The following is a 17202-nucleotide window of genomic DNA, read 5'->3' on the forward strand; positions in this document are numbered from 1 at the left end:
TTGCTCGCTAGCTCAACGGGAGTGAGTTAGGCGTTCTGCTTCTTCAGACGCGACGTGCTGCGTGCACGAGCGCTGGCATCGAGCTCAACCTTGCGGATGCGCACGAATTCAGGAGTTACTTCAACGCACTCGTCTTCGCGAGCGAATTCGAGGCACTCTTCCAACGTGAGCTTGCGCGACGGTGTCATACGCTCGAACGAATCCGAGGTCGACTGGCGCATGTTGGTGAGCTGCTTCTCCTTGGTGATGTTGACGTCCATGTCGTCAGCGCGCGAGTTCTCGCCGACAACCATGCCTTCGTAAACCTCTTGCGTCGGCTCAACGAAGAACGACATACGCTCCTGCAAAGCAACCATTGCGAACGGAGTAGCTGCACCGGAACGGTCAGCGACGATGGAGCCGTTGACGCGGGTGAGGATTTCGCCGGCCCACTGGTCATAGCCGTGCGAGACAGCGTTTGCGATACCAGCACCACGTGTGATGGTCATGAATTCCGTGCGGAAACCGATGAGTCCACGCGAGGGAACGATGAACTCCATGCGAACCCAGCCGGTGCCGTGGTTGCTCATGCCGTCCATGCGGCCCTTGCGAGAAGCCAGCAGCTGCGTGATAGCTCCCAAGTACTCTTCAGGCGCATCGATCGTGAGGTGCTCGAAAGGCTCGTGAATCTTGCCGTCGACCCGCTTGGTAACTACCTGCGGCTTGCCGACGGTCAGCTCGAAGCCTTCGCGACGCATCTGCTCAACGAGGATGGCGAGAGCGAGCTCTCCACGACCCTGAACTTCCCAAGCATCCGGGCGTCCGATGTCGACGAGCTTCAACGAAACGTTACCGACGAGTTCACGGTCGAGACGGTCCTTGACCATACGGGCGGTGAGCTTGTGGCCCTTGACCTTGCCGATAACCGGCGAGGTGTTGGTTCCGATGGTCATCGAGATCGCGGGGTCGTCAACCGTGATGGTTGGGAGCGGGCGAACGTCGTTGGGGTCACAGAGGGTCTCACCGATGAAGATGTCTTCGAAGCCGGCAACAGCGACGATGTCACCGGGACCAGCGCTTTCGGCCGGGTAACGGTCGAGAGCCTTCGTGATCATGAGCTCGGTTACGCGCACATTGGCGACGCTTCCATCGTGCTTAACCCACGCAACGGTTTGACCCTTTTTGATCGTTCCGTTGAAGACGCGCAGTAGTGCGAGGCGGCCGAGGAACGGCGAGGAGTCAAGGTTGGTCACCCAAGCCTGGAGAGGGTGCTCGTCGTCATACTTGGGGGCAGGAACGTGACGGAGGATCGCATCGAACAGTGGCTCGAGATCTTCGTTGTCAGGTAGCGTGCCGTTTTCTGGCTGGTTCCAGCTAGCGGCACCGTTACGGCCCGAAGCGTATACAACAGGTACGTCGAGGATGGCATCGAGATCGAGGTCAGGAACGTCATCGGCCATGTCGCTCGCGAGGCCAAGAAGGAGGTCTTGGCTTTCGGCAACAACTTCCTCGATGCGCGCATCCGGACGGTCAGTCTTGTTGACCAACAGGATTACGGGGAGCTTGGCCTCGAGTGCCTTACGAAGCACGAAGCGGGTCTGCGGAAGCGGGCCCTCACTGGCGTCAACGAGCAGAACTACGCCGTCAACCATGCTGAGTCCACGCTCAACCTCGCCACCGAAGTCGGCGTGGCCGGGGGTGTCAATAACGTTGATGGTGATGGGGCTGTCACCGGCGTACTTGCCGTTGTACGAAATCGCGGTGTTCTTCGCGAGAATCGTGATTCCCTTTTCGCGCTCGAGCTCGTTTGAGTCCATTGCGCGTTCTTCGAGGTGCGCGTGCGCTTCGAAGGAGTTCGTCTGGCGAAGCATCGCGTCAACGAGAGTCGTCTTTCCGTGGTCAACGTGGGCAACGATTGCTACGTTGCGCAAGTCGCTGCGAGTGGCCATAGCCATAGCAATATTCCTTAATTCATTGGAGGCTGTGCGGTCTCTCACCGCAGACGCTGCGCAGAAAATTTCGGCAGCAGATCGGCGGCCTGATGCCACCGGGTAAAGATCTTGGGAGGGCGCAGAAGATCGTTCAGAGTATCCTGCTCCGACAGTTTAGCCTGTTTGACAAGATTTATCGCCGACTGCCCTCTAGAACAACGTAAAAACTACGGTTTCCACTCCCAGACGTTCCACCAAACCCCGGGTTCCAGCGCCGAAAGCGACACCTGAGAAACCTGGTCTTGATCGAACGCTACGGTTGCCGGATGCTGAAAAAGCGGCAGGCCGTAGCGGTTTTTCCAAAGTTCGGCATCCGCCGCCGTCAATGCATCGGCTTGAGCATCGGCGTCTAGCGTCACATCGTTGGATTCGTTCACCAGACGGTCAACAGTGGAGTCTGTGAAGTAGTTGAGATTGGCATAACCATCTGTACCGAAGACATCCGGGGCTACTCCCGCTCCCGGTCGCGACACTTCCCAACTGAAAAGTGCGGCGTCATAGGCACCGGGAGTACCCAGGACGGAGCGCCAATCCTCAGCAGAGCAGTCACTGACCACGAAACCGGCACGGGCCGCAGAATCCTTAATCAGTGAGAACTCAGTCGCGCGCATGGGATCACCGGCGGCGTAGAGAACACAGACGGCCGGTGCGCTGACGCCCGCCTCCGCAAGCAGTTCCTTGGCGCCTTCGATATCGATCTCGACAAAATCGCTCGAGCCATTACTCGAGCGCGCTCCACGGTATCCGCGGTCGTTTGGCGCGAAAAGGAACGAGTCCCGCATGGTGGCTCGCGGCTGCACATCGGCAAGAGCTGCGGTAGTCAACTCACTTCGCGGTACGGTCTTGAGAAACGCTTCCCGCACGAGGGGGTCATCGAAAGTTCCGTTTTTCGATTCCGCGAACTGCAAATCAAGGTGCTCGAAACTGTCTGTTGTGCCGTCGATGACGGTGGCATCCATAGTTTCGAGGGCATCCCGAACTTCAGTGCCCATGGTGGGCACCACAATCTGCGCAGCGCCCACCAGAAGCGCTTGAGCCTGAGCGAGCGGATCGCTCAGGAATCGCACGGTGATCTCTTGGAATGTTGGCTGGCGGATTCCCCCGTAGTTTTCGTTGGCACGCAACGTCACATATTGGTTGGCGACGAATTCCGAAACCACATAGGGCCCGTTCGAGACTACGAGGCTCTCGCTCGCGGGCATCCCCTCGAAGTTAAAGGCCGTGTTCCACGTGCGCGCAATCGCAGCAAGATCGCGCTCATCGTCGTTCATGATGGCCGCGAATACTTGTTCTTTCGCGCTGAGAGCGTCGTCTTCGGCGAACGCCATCTCCCCAACGACGTGTGCTGGCTTCGCTGCGGAGTCGGCGCTAAAGAAGGCAGATTCCCAATTCGCAAACGGTTTGTCGAAGACAAGAGTGAGCGACATCCGATCATCACTGATCTGCGGAGTCTCGGTCACCAACGCGATGCCGGTTTCTCCCGTCGCGGTCGCGTCAAAGAGCACTTGCGAGCCTTCAGATTCCAGCGGAGCGCCCGTCTCAGGGTCGACCGTGCTTGCTGGGTCGGCATCTGGATCGTTAAGTGCCCCGGAAGTTGCTGCCCATTCAAGGAGCAAATCGACCGCGTCAACCGCGGTTCCATCTGACCAGCGCACGCCATCTTTCACTGTGTACGTCACAGCAAGCGGGTCGTCAGACACTTTCTTGTAGTGACCAAACGACTCGTCGCGCACTAGCTCAGATTTGTCGTTGAAATACGTGAATCCGGTGCCGGTTGCATAAGCAATGTTGGCGTTGGTTTCGTTCGCGCCATAGGCGGTGACGGGATTGCCCGACGTGTATGGCTGGGTGACCGCGATAGTCAGCTCCGAACCATCGATGGTGGTGGATTGCTGCGGCACACACCCGGCAAGCACGATCGCCGCACTCGCGGCAACCGCAATGGTCGCCATTATTCTTGTGGCGCTCACTGAACCTCCTGCATACGATCAGGCAATGCACGATGGCACGCTTGTGACAACTCTAAACGAGAAGAGCCGTCCCTTGCGGAACGGCTCCCTCGGCTACGAAACTAGGCGCCTAGTTTGATGTTTGCACCGGGAATCGCTTCGAGCAGTTCCTGCGTGTAAGGGTTTTTCGAGTTCTCGAACACTTCATCTGTTGTCGCTGCTTCGACGATGCGCCCAGCCTGCATGACACAGACGTTGTCTGCCACCAGCCGCACGACCGCGAGGTCATGAGTGATGAACAGATAGGTGAGGTCAAGCTCTGTCTGCAACTCTGTGAGCAGGTTGAGCACTTGACCCTGAACCAGCACGTCGAGTGCTGACACTGCTTCGTCGAGAATGAGCACATCGGGTTTGAGCGCTAGCGCACGCGCAATCGCGACGCGCTGACGCTGACCACCAGAAAGCTCACCGGGATAGCGGTGACGAGCTGCCTGGGGCAGCGACACTTGGTCGAGCAATTCGCTTACACGGTTGAATCGTTCTTTCGGAGTTCCAATACGATGCGCGAGCAGCGGCTCGGCAATCGTGTTGCCAACGCTGTACTGCGGGTCGAGGGAGCCGTAAGGGTCCTGGAACACCGGCTGAACTCGGCGGCGGAACTTCAAAAGATCGTCGCCCTTGATTCCCGCCAGGTTAACTCCATCGAACTCGATGCTTCCGCTGGTGAGCGGCTCCAACTGCAAGATGAGCTTCGCCACGGTTGACTTGCCGGATCCTGATTCGCCAACTAGGGCCGTTGTTGTGCCCTTTTTGACACCAAACGAGATGTCGTTGACGGCCAACAACTTGTCTTTACGGAACCCTTGTTTGCGGATCTCGTAGACCTTAGTGATGTTGCTCACCTTGATGAGGTCTGTCTTGGCGCCGGCTTCACGACTTGCCGCACGCGCGATGAGCGCGTCATCGAGAGAACCTTGACCGAAAATCTTCAGGTCGTTCTCTGAACTCGTATTCGATTTGATCGATTGGATGCGGCGCGAGGCAAGGCTCGGAGCCGCAGCAACCAAACGCTGTGTGTAAGGATGCTGCGGGTTCTCAAGGATCTCGCGGGACGGGCCCGACTCGACTACCTTGCCCTTGTACATCACGACGAGCTGTTCGGCACGCTCGGCGGCTAGGCCGAGGTCGTGGGTGATGAACAGCACTGAGGTGCCGTAATCGCGCGTGAGTGTCTCCAAGTGGTCAAGAATCTGACGCTGCACAGTCACATCGAGCGCCGAGGTCGGTTCATCGGCAATGAGCAGCTTCGGGCGAGCCGATAGTCCGATACCGATGAGCACGCGTTGGCGCATTCCACCAGAGAACTGGTGAGGAAACTGCTTGAGGCGTTCGCTAGCGTCGCTAAGTCCCGCTTCGTTTAGCACCTCGATGGTGCGCTGACGCGCCTCCTTGCCCTGAGCGATGCCGTTGGCCTCAATCGCCTCTTGCACCTGGAAACCGATGCTCCACACCGGGTTCAGGTTCGACATCGGGTCTTGAGGTACGTAACCGATCTGACTTCCGCGAACCTCAGAGAACTGAGCATCCGAGAACTTTGTCAGGTCGTTGCCTTCGAACTCGATTGTGCCGCCGAGTACCTTTCCGGTGCCAGGAAGAAGACCGATCACTGCTTGCGCCGTGGTGGACTTTCCTGAGCCTGACTCGCCAACGATCGCGAGGGATTGACCCTGGTACAGCGTGAGGTCGATACCGCGCACGGCTTGCACGACACCACGTTGAGTTTCGAAACCAACCTCGAGCCCGCGAATCTTGAGCAGCGGAGTCTCTTCGTTTGCCGAGTTTGGCGCAATGGGAACTGTTTGTGGGTTAGTCATCGGCGTGCTCTCGCTTCCGGGTCAAGGGCATCGCGAACTACGTCGCCGAACATCAAGAAGGCCAGCACCGTGACAGACAGCGCAGCCGAGGGCAGCAGCAGCGTCTGCGGGTGGGTACGAACCGTGACGCGTGCCTGATTGATGTCGTTACCCCAGGACATAACAGTGCCGGGGAGACCAATACCGAGGAACCCTAGAGTCGCCTCTGCCACGATGAAGATGCCGAGCGACACCGTTGCAATAACGATGACCGGCGCGATGGCGTTGGGGATCACGTGGCGTATGAGCGTCTTGAAACGCGAAACGCCAAGAGCAGCGGATGCTGTCACGTAATCAGAGTTTCGAGCCGAGAGAACCGAACCACGCATGATGCGCGCGATTTGGGGCCACGCGAAGAGCGCGAGAACGAACGAGACACTCATTGCATCGCGGACGGGGATAACGGAGATAACAACGATCGCACCGAGAACAGTGGGGATGGCGAAGAAAATGTCACCGATACGCGAAACGAAAGAGTCAAGGATTCCGCCGTAGAAACCGGCAAGGGCTCCGATGATTCCACCGAACAAGGTCACCATGATTGTGGTGAGGAGTCCGATTGTCACTGATGCCTGGGTTCCGAAAATGATCCGGGAGTAGACGTCACAACCTTGACGGGTGAAACCGAGCGGATGCCCGGCTTGCGGATCGCCGTTGCTGAACTTCAAGTAGCACTCAGTGGGGCTGTACGTCACGAAGAGATTCGGGAACGCTGCGATGACCACGATAAGGAGGATGAGCACCGAGGAAATCCAAAACATCGGACGACGTCGCATGGACTCCCAGGCATCCGTCCAGGTGCTGCGTGCCTTTCCCGTTTCATCGACTTGATCGATTTCGGCGACCGGAGTCTCCGCGAGCGAGGCAATGAAGTGTTTTTGACCGGGCCGGTGATGGCCAGTGTTGTTAGTTGGCATAACGGATCCTTGGGTCGAGCGCGGCGTAGAGCAGGTCTACGAGCAGGTTGGCTAGCACGAAGATGATGACCATCACCGCGACAAACGAGACGACCGTGGGGCCTTCTCCCAATGTGATTGCTCGGTAAACAGTTCCACCGACACCGTTGATGTTGAAGATTCCCTCTGTGACAATCGCACCGACCATGAGCGAGCCGATGTCGACTCCCAGATAGGTAACAACCGGCACGAGCGAGTTGCGCAGTACGTGCACGGTGACTACTCGACGTCGAGATAGTCCCTTTGCCGTAGCTGTGCGAACGAAGTCGGCACCGAGGTTGTCGGCAACGCTCGCGCGAGTGAGTCGCACAATGTACGCAAATGAAACTGAAGCCAACACGATGGCCGGCAGAATCAGTTCGCCCCACGGTGCGGAACCGCTGACCGTTGTTCGCGCCCAACCAAGTTGGATGCCGAAAACGAACTGCAATACGAAACCAACGACGAAGGTCGGCACCGAGATCAGCAACAGGCTGATGACGAGCGCTGAAGCGTCGAACAGCTTTCCCTTGCGAAGGCCAGCAACGAGGCCGACGATGATGCCGAAGAAGGCTTCAATGGCGAGGGCGAGCATCGCGAGACGGGCAGTGATGGGGAAGGCCTGAGCCATGACATCGGTGACAGAGCGACCGGAGAACGTTGTTCCGAGGTCACCTTGGAACAGTCCGCCGATGTAGAGGAGGTACTGAACGATGAATGGCTTGTCGAGGTTGTACTCAGCCCGAATGGTTTCGATGACGCCAGGAGCTGGAGGATGATCCCCGTACAACGCGGCGATGGGGTCGCCGGGAACAGCAAACACCATGAAGTAGATCAAGAAGGTTGCGCCGAAAAACACCGGAATCATCTGGAGGAAGCGCTTGCCTGCGTACCAAAGCATCAGATAGTTCCCTCGATGGAACGGATAAACATAGAATTCACAATCGCTGAATAAGGGTACTCAGTGTAATGCCCGGGACTAGGAAAAGTCCCGGGCACTACACGTTGAGAGTGGAAACTGGGTAAAGCTAAGAGCGAATTAGCCCTTGGTTACCTCGTTGTACAGCGGGACAGAGTCCCAACCGAATACAACATTGTCAACGGTGTCAGAGTAGACGCCAGTGACGTTCGAGTACCACAGCGGGATCGAAGGAAGGTCGACCAGGAGGATTTCCTGAGCTTCCTGGTACTTCGCCGTTGCTTCTTCTACCGACGACGCGCTTGCGCCCTCTGCAAGGACCTTCTCGAACTCGGGGCTTGAGTAGCCTTCCTTGTTCGAGCCAGCACCATCAACGTAGAGCGGGCCGAGGAAGTTGTACAACGACGGGTAGTCCGCTTGCCATCCAGCACGAGTAGCACCGGTGAGCAAGTTAGCGTCACGGTCGTTCAGTGCGTCCTTGAAGGTGGGGTATGCCTTGCCGACAGCCTGGATACCGAGCGTGTTGCTGATGCTGTTTGCTACAGCGTCAACCCATGCCTGGTGTCCACCGTCAGCGTTGTAAGCGAGGTCGAAGACATTGTCGCCGTAAGGCGCAATAGCGTCAGCTTCTGCCCACAGCTTCTTGGCCTCGTCCGGGTTGAAGTCAAGAACTTCAGCACCAGCAAGGTCGTCGGAGTGACCAGCGATTACCGGCGAAGTGAAGTCGGTAGCGGGGGTACGTGTGCCCTGGAAGATGACATCCGTGATCTCAGCGCGGTCGATCGACATCGAGATAGCTGCACGACGCAGCTTGCCCTCATCGCCCGACCAGTGCTCGAGGTAGTAAGGCATGTTGAATGCCTGGAAGATCGCAGCAGGCTGATTTACCGAACGATCCGGAAAGTCCGACTCGTAGGTACTAAATGCGGAGTCGGGAACAGCATCGAGAATATCGAGGTTGCCACCGAGAGCGTCAGCATATGCGGCGTCTTGGCTCGTGTAGAAGATGATCGACACTCCGCCGTTGACAGCCTTGCGAACACCGTCGTAGTCAGGGTTCGTAACGAGGTCGATCTGGACGTCGTGCTGCCATCCGTCTTCGGCGATCATGTACGGACCGTTACCTACCGGGTTCTCACCGAAGGCGTCAAGGTTTTCCCAAGCGGACTCAGGCAACGGCATGAATGCCGAGTAGCCGAGACGCAGCGGGAAGTCAGCCTCAGGGTTGATCAGCGCAACGGTGAACTCCGTGTCGCTGACGACGTCAAGTCCTGTCAGCTCTGAGTTTTCGTCGTAGCTGAAGCCCTCAATGTTGTCGAAGAAGTAGGACGAGCTCTGCGCGTTGTCGAGCAGTGCGCCGTACGACCAAGCCTTGACGAAGGAGTCTGACGTGACCGGCTCACCGTTGGTGAAGGTCCAGCCATCGTTCAGCGTGACGGTCCAGTTCTGGCCATCCTCTGATTCGATCGACTCGGCAACTTCGTTTTCTGCAGCGCCATCGGCGGTGTACGAAACGAGTCCAGCGAAGATCGAGGTGATTACCTTACCGCCACCGGTTTCAGTGGTGTTTGTCGGAATGAGCGACTGCTGTGGCTCACTGCCGTTCGTGGTGATGATTGCGGCATTGTCGCCCTCTGCGGGCTCCTCGCCCGCGGCGCACCCCGCAAGAACTAGTGCCGAGGCTGACAGCAGCGCGACGGCGCTGAAGCCTATGCGTGATCGTTTCAAAGTTTCCTCCTGTGCAGAATTTGCTAACGGCACGGAATTTTTGACGCCGCGCCGCGCTTGATAGTTCACACCCTAAACGGGGGGATGCCCCACGCAAAACCATACGGCCAAACGTTACACACTGGTAACGCCCGTGAAGAATATGTGCGGATTATGCAGTTTTTTCGCGCACGATGCGGCTGTTTCACAGAAATACTGCGCAATGCCGCCACGACCGGCGCACAGCATCATGAGTTAACATCGGCGTATGTCGCATCCGAACCCGACTTCGAACCCGCCCAAGAATCTCTTCATCTTCGACGGAGACTGCGCCTTCTGCACCCTGTGGGTCAATCGTTTGCAATCAGTACTCCCGAGCTTTCCCGCGAGCACACCGTGGCAGTGGATTGATCTCGATGACTACGCCCTTACGCAAGAAGATGTCGACAAGGCTGCGTGGTTCGTGACTCCCACTCGACAATTCGCTGGGCACATGGCGTTTTCATTACTGCTCAGGAGCCAACCCACGTTCGGATGGCGCTTCCTCGGCCACCTCATCGCCACTGAGCCATTTAGCTCGATCGCTTCGCTCGGGTACCGATTCGTTTCTCGCTATCGTCATCGCCTGCCAGGCGGAACTCCCGCCTGCGCCGTTCGCAGACCCGAGTGAGCTCTGCACCACCACTGCCTCAGTCGCGGGGGCGCCTGTGGACAGAAATTTCAATCGTCCTGGCTCTGTCGTTGGGAGCATCGGCGATTTATTCGATCGTCTCGATTACGAACAGACTCACGCGCGTCGAATCGCTGTCGCAGCAGACAGCAACGCTGAACTCATCGCTCAGTACCCGCCCGACATTCGATCTGATTTATCAGTTACTGGGGATAACATTCGATCTCGCCCCAGTCGCACTCGTAGCGTTCCTCCTCTGGAGCGCGACTAAACCCCGACTTTCCCGGCTCGGAGTCGACTTCACTCGTCCCGTGCACGACAGCTTGAGCGGCATCGCTCTCGCGCTGGCGATCGGAATCCCCGGAATCGCTGTCTACCTCGGCGGCCGCGCGCTGGGAGTGACAGTGAATGTGGTGCCTGCCGCGCTCGACCAGTATTGGTGGACAGTGCCCGTGCTGCTGCTCTCTGCACTGCGCGCCGGCCTCACTGAAGAATTTATCGTGATCGGTTACCTCTATGCCCGGCTCACAGACCTGGGTTGGGGCCGCTGGAAGATCATCATCTCTACGGCACTACTCCGAGGCACGTACCACCTGTACCAAGGCATCGGAGCATTCATCGGCAACGTGGCTATGGGCCTACTCTTCGGCTGGCTTTACACGCGCTATCGCCGCATTCTCCCCCTCGTCATTGCCCACACTCTCATCGACGCCGCAATCTTCGTCGGCTACGGCTGGGCGGTAGTAACATTCCCGAACGTTTTCGGACTTAGCCCCAGCGAGTAGCGTAGACCGCAATCTGACAGCGACGACGGTAAACATTGAGTATCGCCGAGGACTGGCGGAGCGTAAAGTGTCTCGCATGTCACCGGAAATCACTGTTGAGACCGTGGCCACAAAGCTGGTTGCGGGCCTAGAGTTCGACACCACGATGAAAACACTGCCCGCAGATATGACTGCCGCGATCGGCGACCTCATCAGGAACACCGCCGAGTCCCACATGACAGTGGCCGGTCCGATAATCGCAGTCTATGGCGAAGAGATGCACCCGAATCGCTCGTGGAAGTGCGAAGTGTGTGTTCCCGTCGCAGAAGCATTTGGCGAGCATCCGACGCTCCGCTCGCACGAACTGCCGGGAGGCGTTGTCGCGACGACAACCCACGTCGGCTCATATGACGGCCTCAAAGACACGTACAACACCATTTTTAGCTGGTTCTCAGAACATCGCCACACCTACGCTGGCCCGCCACGTGAGGTGTATCTCAACAGCCCAGCCGAGGTGTCAGAGTCCGAACTCCTGACGAGGCTCGAGTTTCCCGTAATACTGTCCAGCAGCTAGCCCCCAGTTCCACACGGAGCGATGCTCCCCCAACGAAAGGAACGACGATGAAGTCCAACCCCTATTTGAGCTTCAGAGATAACGCACGCGAAGCTCTCGCTTACTACCAAGAAGTGTTCGGCGGAACCACAGAGATCCATACCTTTGCCGACTTTCAGGCCAGCCAAGACCCTGAAGAGCAAGAGTGGATAATGCACGGGCAGCTGGAATCCCCCGCAGGAATAACTCTCATGATGTCAGACACGCCCAAGAGCATGGAGTACACACCAGGAGGCTCAATGTCGATCTCCATTGGTGGCTATCTCAGCGAGAAAGCCGCCATGGAAAGCTATTGGCAGAAACTCAGCGACGGCGGTCGGATAGATATGCCGCTTGAGCCCGCGGAATGGGGCGGAATCTTCGGGATGGTCGTCGACCGCTACTCCGTGACGTGGATTATCAGCATCAGTGATGACAACGAGACTCGCTAGCTCCGCTACTCAGCACTAGGCCCAGCGTCGCGCCTCGTGCCGGCTCTGAAGCCGGCACGAGGACTACGAGCAGTTCGGGCGGCAGGATCGCTGCGTGAGTGCGTCGACGAGAACCTTGCCGAGGTCTTCTGGGACCGCAGCAGAGTACGCCGCACCACCAGTCGATTGAGCGATTTCTGTCATGGATACGAGGTCGGTGTCGGGCCCGAATCCGATGAGGATCACCGGAACAGGTTTATTCGGATCTTCGATTGCTTTCAGACTGCTCAGGAGAGTCTTCAGGTCGATGCCATTGTCATCCTCGTTGTACCCATCAGTAATCAGGAGAACGGAGTTGATCTTTGATGGGTCGTACTCCTCTTTGACGTTCTTGACGGCCGCAAGGATCGTGTCGTACAAGCCCGTGTAGCCGTAGGCCCGATCCGGCAATGATGCGACGACGCCGTTGATCTGCTGCACGTGAGCAGGGTCAGACAGTGGCGCGATCGGGGAGAGCGCTTCCCAGTCTTGGGTGCCAACTCTGTTTTGAGAGAACACCCACACCCCCAGTTCTGCTTCCCCTGAGAACTTAGAGAGAGCTTCGCCGGCGGCAAGCTGGAACACATCTATTCGCCTGAGTCCGTTGCTTGCGGGGTCGAGCATCGAGCCGGAGACGTCGATGACGACCAGCAATCGTGACCGCAGCGTGAGAACACTCCACGCCCGCAGAATCTCGATCTGGACCGCGGGGTCAGCTGTCGGCTCCGCTGGCGTTGCCTTCTCAACAACTCCGGCCATCGTGAGACCACCGCCACCCTCAGCATCGCGGAACCCTTCGCCTGCCAACACATCGGCGGAGCCACTTGCAGCAGTCGCAAGTGCCGCCAGAAGCGTGCTCGGCGCGCCGGCCGCTGTCAGCTCGCTCGCTACTGCAGCATCCGCGCCTGAGGTTTCTGGGGTCGCAGGGGCGGATGCTTGCGTGCCACCGAGAACCTCCACGAAGGGATAAGTGAGCTCCACAGTTCCCTCTGACGGATAGAGAGCAACCATGGGCGACGCCGGCGACGTTTCGTTATAGGCGGCAACCTCGCGCTCCGTAGTCATGACTACAGTGGGAACCGTCGCGGCGGCGGCGAGCTCGAATGCTGCTTCTGCTGATGCCGGAATAGATTTGCCCATCGCGATCATCGCGCCAGCGAATTGCCGGGGGTCGGTCGGCGAGGCCACCGTCTTCAACTGGGCAAGTCCGGCCAGACTCGCGGCAGAGGATTCCGGATTGGGAACGAGGGTGTTTACGGTGCCCGTGAGCAACGTCGCCCATGACACCGGGGTTGCCGTGAAATCGGAAACGCGACCGGCACTCGTGGCCAGGACAACTGGCGTGCTCGCAATATTCTCGCCAATCTCGAACTCCGGAGCAGCGCGCCCCAGCGAGGCGGCCACCGTTGCCGCGCGGTCAATCCACGCGCTGGAGTCGGGAACCCACGCATCAAGATCGCCAGCAACGCCAGAGGCAAACAACGCCGAGGTGTCTGCCGAGTCCTGCGCGCGGATTTCTGTGGTCGTGCAATTGCCTTCGGCTTCATCGAATTCCGCAGCGACAAGGGTGAGCGCCGGGGCGATCGAGGGATCTGCCGCCACCGTAATGGGGCGCAGCTCTGTGCATCCACCAGCGATCGTGCCGACGGCGTTGGTGAACCAGCCGACTCCGATGAATTGAATCCCGCCGATAACTACGGCTACCAGGGTCGCCATCACGATAGGGATCATCCACCAGCGCTTCTTCAATCTTTCGAAAAAGGTCTTTCGGTGGCGATGCCGGCGGGCTCTCACTAGGTCTCCAGTCGATGGGGAAGTGTCTTGGGCCGTCGGGTCGACCAAACGCCCCCCATCTGAGGGACACTACAACACAAAGCGAGAAAATATCCAGCGAAAGTGGAGAATTTCTTCTGGATGACGGGCAACAGACGAGCACGGCGTGTGCGAGCTCGGGTTGACCCGAATCCGCACACGCCGATCTTCGCTAGTGAAATAGCGGCCCGAACACCTGTGACTACTCGGCGAATGCCTCAATGGGTGGGCACGAGCACACCAAGTTGCGGTCGCCGTAAGCGTTGTCCACCCGGCGAACCGGCGGCCAATACTTGCCCGAAATGAGCGAGCTCAAGGGGTACACCGCTTTCTCTCGCGAGTAGGAGTGATCCCAATCGCCTGCGATAACCGAATGGGCCGTGTGCGGAGCGTTGATGAGGGGGTTGTCGTCTGCTGGCCACGATCCGGCCGCCACGGCATCCGCCTCTTCCTTAATCGCGATCATCGCGTCGATGAAGCGATCAAGCTCGGCAAGATCTTCGCTCTCGGTCGGTTCGACCATGAGCGTGCCGGATACCGGGAACGACATCGTTGGCGCGTGGAAACCGTAATCAATGAGGCGCTTGGCGACATCGTTATTGTCGATGCCGGTCGCCTCCTTGAGCGGACGAAGGTCGAGGATGCACTCGTGAGCAACCAAACCGTTGTCTCCCGCATAGAGCACGGGGAAGTGGTCGCGCAGCCGCACCGCAATGTAGTTGGCGGAGAGCACGGCGGCACCGGTTGCAGCCTTGAGGCCTTCCGAGCCCATCATGCGCACGTAAGCCCACGTGATCGGCAAGATGCTGGGGCTTCCGTAGGGTGCAGCACTGATCGCTCCCCCGGCGTGAACATAGGGACCTGCTGCACCGGTCTGCATGTCGAAGGCCGGATGCTGCTGGCTCTGCGCCATGGGGTGACCGGGCAGGAACTCTGCCAGGTGTGCTTTCGCCACGACGGGGCCGACTCCTGGCCCACCGCCACCGTGCGGGATGCAAAACGTCTTGTGCAGGTTGAGGTGGCTGACGTCGCCACCAAAGTCACCAAACCGCGCATAGCCGAGCAGGGCGTTGAGGTTGGCGCCGTCAACGTAAACTTGTCCGCCAGCATCGTGTACGGCCTGCGTGATCTCGCGCACTTCGTGTTCGTACACCCCGTGGGTTGACGGGTACGTGATCATGAGGGCGGAGATTTCGCTCGCGTGCTCAGCAATCTTGGCGCGCAAGTCATCGAGGTCAACGTTGCCGAGGTCATCGCAGGCGACAACAACGACGCGCATTCCGGCGAGCATCGCGCTAGCGGCGTTCGTGCCGTGCGCGCTCGAAGGAATGAGACAGATGGTGCGTTCCGGGTTGCCGTTCGCGCGGTGGTAGCCACGAATCGCGAGCAATCCCGCAAGCTCGCCCTGGCTGCCCGCGTTCGGTTGCAACGATGCGGTGTCGTAACCGGTGACCTCAGTGAGCCACGATTCGAGGTGCGAAATCATCACCAAGTAGCCGGCGACATCGTCCGCGGGGGCGAAGGGGTGGATGCCCGCAAATTCCGGCCAGCTCACCGCTTCCATCTCGGTCGCCGCGTTCAGCTTCATCGTGCACGAACCCAACGGGATCATGCCGCGGTCAAGCGCGTAATCCTTGTCGGCCAAGTACTTGAGGTACCGCATCATGCTCGTCTCCGAGCGGTGCGTGTTGAACACCGGGTGCGTGAGGTACTCGCTCGTGCGAATGAGCGCCTCGGGGATGCTCGTGTCTTCGCCGTCGTAGCTAAAGAAGCCGCCTTCCAGCCCGAAGGCCGCCGCAAGCTCGTTCTTCTGATTCGCGAGAATGCCTTCGTAGGGCTGCGTCGAAACCTCGTCGAAGCTCAGACGAACGGTGTCAGCATCCACGACATAGAGAAGGATGTCGCTCTCGAGTGCCTTGGCAGCAATCGCCTGAGCCTGACCCTTTTTCGTCACCGAGAGGGTGTCGAAGAAGGTGTCGTTCTCGATCGTGTAGCCCGCAGCAGTCAGACGAGCGGCGAAGTTGGCGGTGTCATGGTGGATGCGCTGAGCGATCCGCTTGAGGCCCTGCGGCCCGTGGTAAACGGCATACATGGATGCCATGACCGCAAGCAAAACCTGAGCCGTGCAGATGTTGGAGGTCGCCTTCTCGCGGCGGATGTGCTGCTCGCGAGCTTGCAGAGAGAGGCGGTAGGCGGGGTCGCCAGCGGCATCTACCGATACGCCAACGAGACGACCAGGAAGTTGACGTTCGAGGCCCTTGCGCACGGACATGTAACCCGCGTGCGGTCCACCGAAGCCCATCGGAACGCCGAAGCGCTGCGTGGTTCCGACAGCAACGTCTGCGCCGAGCTCTCCCGGCGACTTCAGGATGGTGAGGGCGAGCAGGTCAGCCGCAACAACGGCAAGACCACCGTGCGCCTTCACGGCAGCAATCACTTCGGTGGAATCCCAGACCTGACCGGTGGCACCCGGGTACTGGATGAGCGCACCGAAGCACTCCGGCAGCTCAGGGTTCGCCCCCAGCGAGGCCAGGTCGAGCTCAACAAGCTCGATACCGAGAGCCTCGGCACGGTTCGCGAGCAGAGCCTTCGTCTGAGGAAGAGTGTCGGCGTCGACGATGAACACGGGAGATTCGACCCGAGCAGCGCGGCGAGCGAGAAGCATTCCCTCGACTGCAGCGGTGCCCTCATCGAGCATCGAGGCATTCGTCGTCGTCATTCCGGCAAGGTCAGCAACCATCGTCTGGAAGTTGATGAGAGCCTCAAGGCGACCCTGCGAGATCTCGGGCTGGTACGGCGTGTAGGCCGTGTACCAGCTCGGGTTCTCCAACACGTTGCGCTTGATCACGGCAGGCGTGATGGTGTCGTAGTATCCGAGACCGATCATGCTGCGGCGAACCTTGTTCGCGCCGGCGAGGGCACGCAGTTCGGCGAGCGCCTCCCGCTCCGAGGCGGGAGCCGGGATAGTGGAATTAACAACCGGAGTCTGGTGAATGGCAGGCGGAACCGCGGCATCCACGAGCGATTCGAGGCTGTCGTAGCCGACCGCGGCAAGCATGCTCGCTTGGGCGGCAGCATCCGTTCCGATGTGACGGTCGGCGAAAGTGCCGCTGAGGTAAGGGTTGGGCATTATTCGGCAGTCAATGCGGTGTACTCGTCGAGGCTCAGCATCGACGGGAGTTCGGAAAATTCGATCTTCACGAGCCAGCCCTCGCCGAAGGGGTCGCTGTTGACGATCTCGGGGCTGTTCGAGACGGCGTCGTTAGCTTCAACAACGGTTCCGCTCACGGGGGCGAAGATTTCACCGACCGACTTGGTCGACTCGATCTCTCCGACGATTTTGCCCTCGGCGACCGAAGAACCCACCTTGGGCAGGTCAACGAAGACGATGTCCCCCAGCTTGCCTGCCGCAAAGTCGGTGATTCCGATCGTCGCGACGTTTCCGTCAACGAGCACCCACTCGTGCTCGGCGGTGTACTGCAATTCGCTCTTCTCAGCCAT

The 17202-nt window shown here is 58.9% G+C and carries 13 protein-coding genes; 4 read left to right on the forward strand and 9 right to left on the reverse strand.

Annotated features, from left to right (window positions below; all coding sequences use genetic code 11):
- Positions 1-26: 26 nt before the first annotated feature.
- The 6 genes from typA to FFT87_RS13045 all read right to left on the reverse strand — a co-directional run bounded on the left by typA (position 27) and on the right by FFT87_RS13045 (position 9414).
- Positions 27-1934, reverse strand: coding sequence for a translational GTPase TypA (gene typA, locus FFT87_RS13020; RefSeq protein ID WP_219949113.1), 1908 nt, complete (start codon positions 1932-1934; stop codon positions 27-29).
- 203 nt (positions 1935-2137) lie between these two features.
- Entirely contained in the window at positions 2138-3940 is a 1803-nt protein-coding gene (locus FFT87_RS13025) for an ABC transporter family substrate-binding protein (RefSeq protein ID WP_255559949.1), read from the reverse strand.
- Between the two features lie 101 nt (positions 3941-4041).
- Positions 4042-5793, reverse strand: coding sequence for an ABC transporter ATP-binding protein (locus FFT87_RS13030; protein WP_219949114.1), 1752 nt, complete (start codon positions 5791-5793; stop codon positions 4042-4044).
- Positions 5790-6749, reverse strand: coding sequence for an ABC transporter permease (locus FFT87_RS13035; RefSeq protein WP_219949115.1), 960 nt, complete (start codon positions 6747-6749; stop codon positions 5790-5792). Before FFT87_RS13035 ends, FFT87_RS13030 begins: the two co-directional genes overlap by 4 nt.
- Positions 6739-7668 (reverse strand): ABC transporter permease, encoded by a 930-nt coding sequence (locus FFT87_RS13040; RefSeq protein ID WP_219949116.1) that lies wholly within the window; start codon positions 7666-7668, stop codon positions 6739-6741. Before FFT87_RS13040 ends, FFT87_RS13035 begins: the two co-directional genes overlap by 11 nt.
- A 138-nt stretch (positions 7669-7806) precedes the next feature.
- Positions 7807-9414 carry an ABC transporter substrate-binding protein gene (locus FFT87_RS13045; RefSeq protein WP_219949117.1) on the reverse strand — a complete coding sequence of 536 codons (1608 nt, stop codon included), beginning with the start codon at positions 9412-9414 and terminating at the stop codon, positions 7807-7809.
- Positions 9415-9661: 247 nt separating this feature from the next.
- Between FFT87_RS13045 and FFT87_RS13050 the strand changes: the two genes are divergently transcribed.
- The 4 genes from FFT87_RS13050 (at position 9662) to FFT87_RS13065 (ending at position 11871) form a co-directional block, all read left to right on the forward strand.
- A complete protein-coding gene (locus FFT87_RS13050; RefSeq protein WP_219949118.1) occupies positions 9662-10063 on the forward strand; it encodes a thiol-disulfide oxidoreductase DCC family protein in 402 nt (133 codons plus the stop codon).
- Positions 10060-10848, forward strand: coding sequence for a CPBP family intramembrane glutamic endopeptidase (locus FFT87_RS13055; protein WP_219949119.1), 789 nt, complete (start codon positions 10060-10062; stop codon positions 10846-10848). The genes FFT87_RS13050 and FFT87_RS13055 overlap by 4 nt, the downstream gene beginning before the upstream one ends.
- A gap of 76 nt (positions 10849-10924) precedes the next feature.
- Complete coding sequence (locus tag FFT87_RS13060; RefSeq protein ID WP_219949120.1) at positions 10925-11401, forward strand: GyrI-like domain-containing protein; 477 nt, start codon at positions 10925-10927, stop codon at positions 11399-11401.
- 47 nt (positions 11402-11448) lie between these two features.
- The gene (locus tag FFT87_RS13065) at positions 11449-11871 is read left to right on the forward strand and encodes a VOC family protein (RefSeq protein WP_219949121.1); all 423 of its coding nucleotides are present in this window, start codon (positions 11449-11451) and stop codon (positions 11869-11871) included.
- Between the two features lie 63 nt (positions 11872-11934).
- Here FFT87_RS13065 and FFT87_RS13070 read toward each other — a convergent pair whose 3' ends face one another.
- From FFT87_RS13070 to gcvH, 3 genes are all read right to left on the reverse strand, one after another.
- Positions 11935-13620 carry a substrate-binding domain-containing protein gene (locus tag FFT87_RS13070; RefSeq protein ID WP_219949122.1) on the reverse strand — a complete coding sequence of 562 codons (1686 nt, stop codon included), beginning with the start codon at positions 13618-13620 and terminating at the stop codon, positions 11935-11937.
- Positions 13621-13903: 283 nt separating this feature from the next.
- On the reverse strand, positions 13904-16831 hold the full coding sequence (gene gcvP / locus FFT87_RS13075; protein ID WP_219949123.1) for an aminomethyl-transferring glycine dehydrogenase: 2928 nt from the start codon (positions 16829-16831) through the stop codon (positions 13904-13906).
- Positions 16831-17202, reverse strand: coding sequence for a glycine cleavage system protein GcvH (gene gcvH / locus FFT87_RS13080; RefSeq protein ID WP_219949124.1), 372 nt, complete (start codon positions 17200-17202; stop codon positions 16831-16833). The genes gcvP and gcvH overlap by 1 nt, the downstream gene beginning before the upstream one ends.

This window comes from Salinibacterium sp. M195 (genome assembly GCF_019443965.1).
Taxonomy (GTDB): domain Bacteria; phylum Actinomycetota; class Actinomycetes; order Actinomycetales; family Microbacteriaceae; genus Rhodoglobus.

Coding starts and splice junctions, on each gene's coding strand:
- gcvH (WP_219949124.1), bottom strand. CDS start 17,202: ATGGCTGAGAAGAGCGAATTGCAGTACACCGCCGAGCACGAGTGGGTG.
- typA (WP_219949113.1), bottom strand. CDS start 1,934: ATGGCTATGGCCACTCGCAGCGACTTGCGCAACGTAGCAATCGTTGCC.
- FFT87_RS13050 (WP_219949118.1), top strand. CDS start 9,662: ATGTCGCATCCGAACCCGACTTCGAACCCGCCCAAGAATCTCTTCATC.
- FFT87_RS13065 (WP_219949121.1), top strand. CDS start 11,449: ATGAAGTCCAACCCCTATTTGAGCTTCAGAGATAACGCACGCGAAGCT.
- FFT87_RS13030 (WP_219949114.1), bottom strand. CDS start 5,793: ATGACTAACCCACAAACAGTTCCCATTGCGCCAAACTCGGCAAACGAA.
- FFT87_RS13035 (WP_219949115.1), bottom strand. CDS start 6,749: ATGCCAACTAACAACACTGGCCATCACCGGCCCGGTCAAAAACACTTC.
- FFT87_RS13060 (WP_219949120.1), top strand. CDS start 10,925: ATGTCACCGGAAATCACTGTTGAGACCGTGGCCACAAAGCTGGTTGCG.
- gcvP (WP_219949123.1), bottom strand. CDS start 16,831: ATGCCCAACCCTTACCTCAGCGGCACTTTCGCCGACCGTCACATCGGA.
- FFT87_RS13070 (WP_219949122.1), bottom strand. CDS start 13,620: ATGATCCCTATCGTGATGGCGACCCTGGTAGCCGTAGTTATCGGCGGG.
- FFT87_RS13040 (WP_219949116.1), bottom strand. CDS start 7,668: ATGCTTTGGTACGCAGGCAAGCGCTTCCTCCAGATGATTCCGGTGTTT.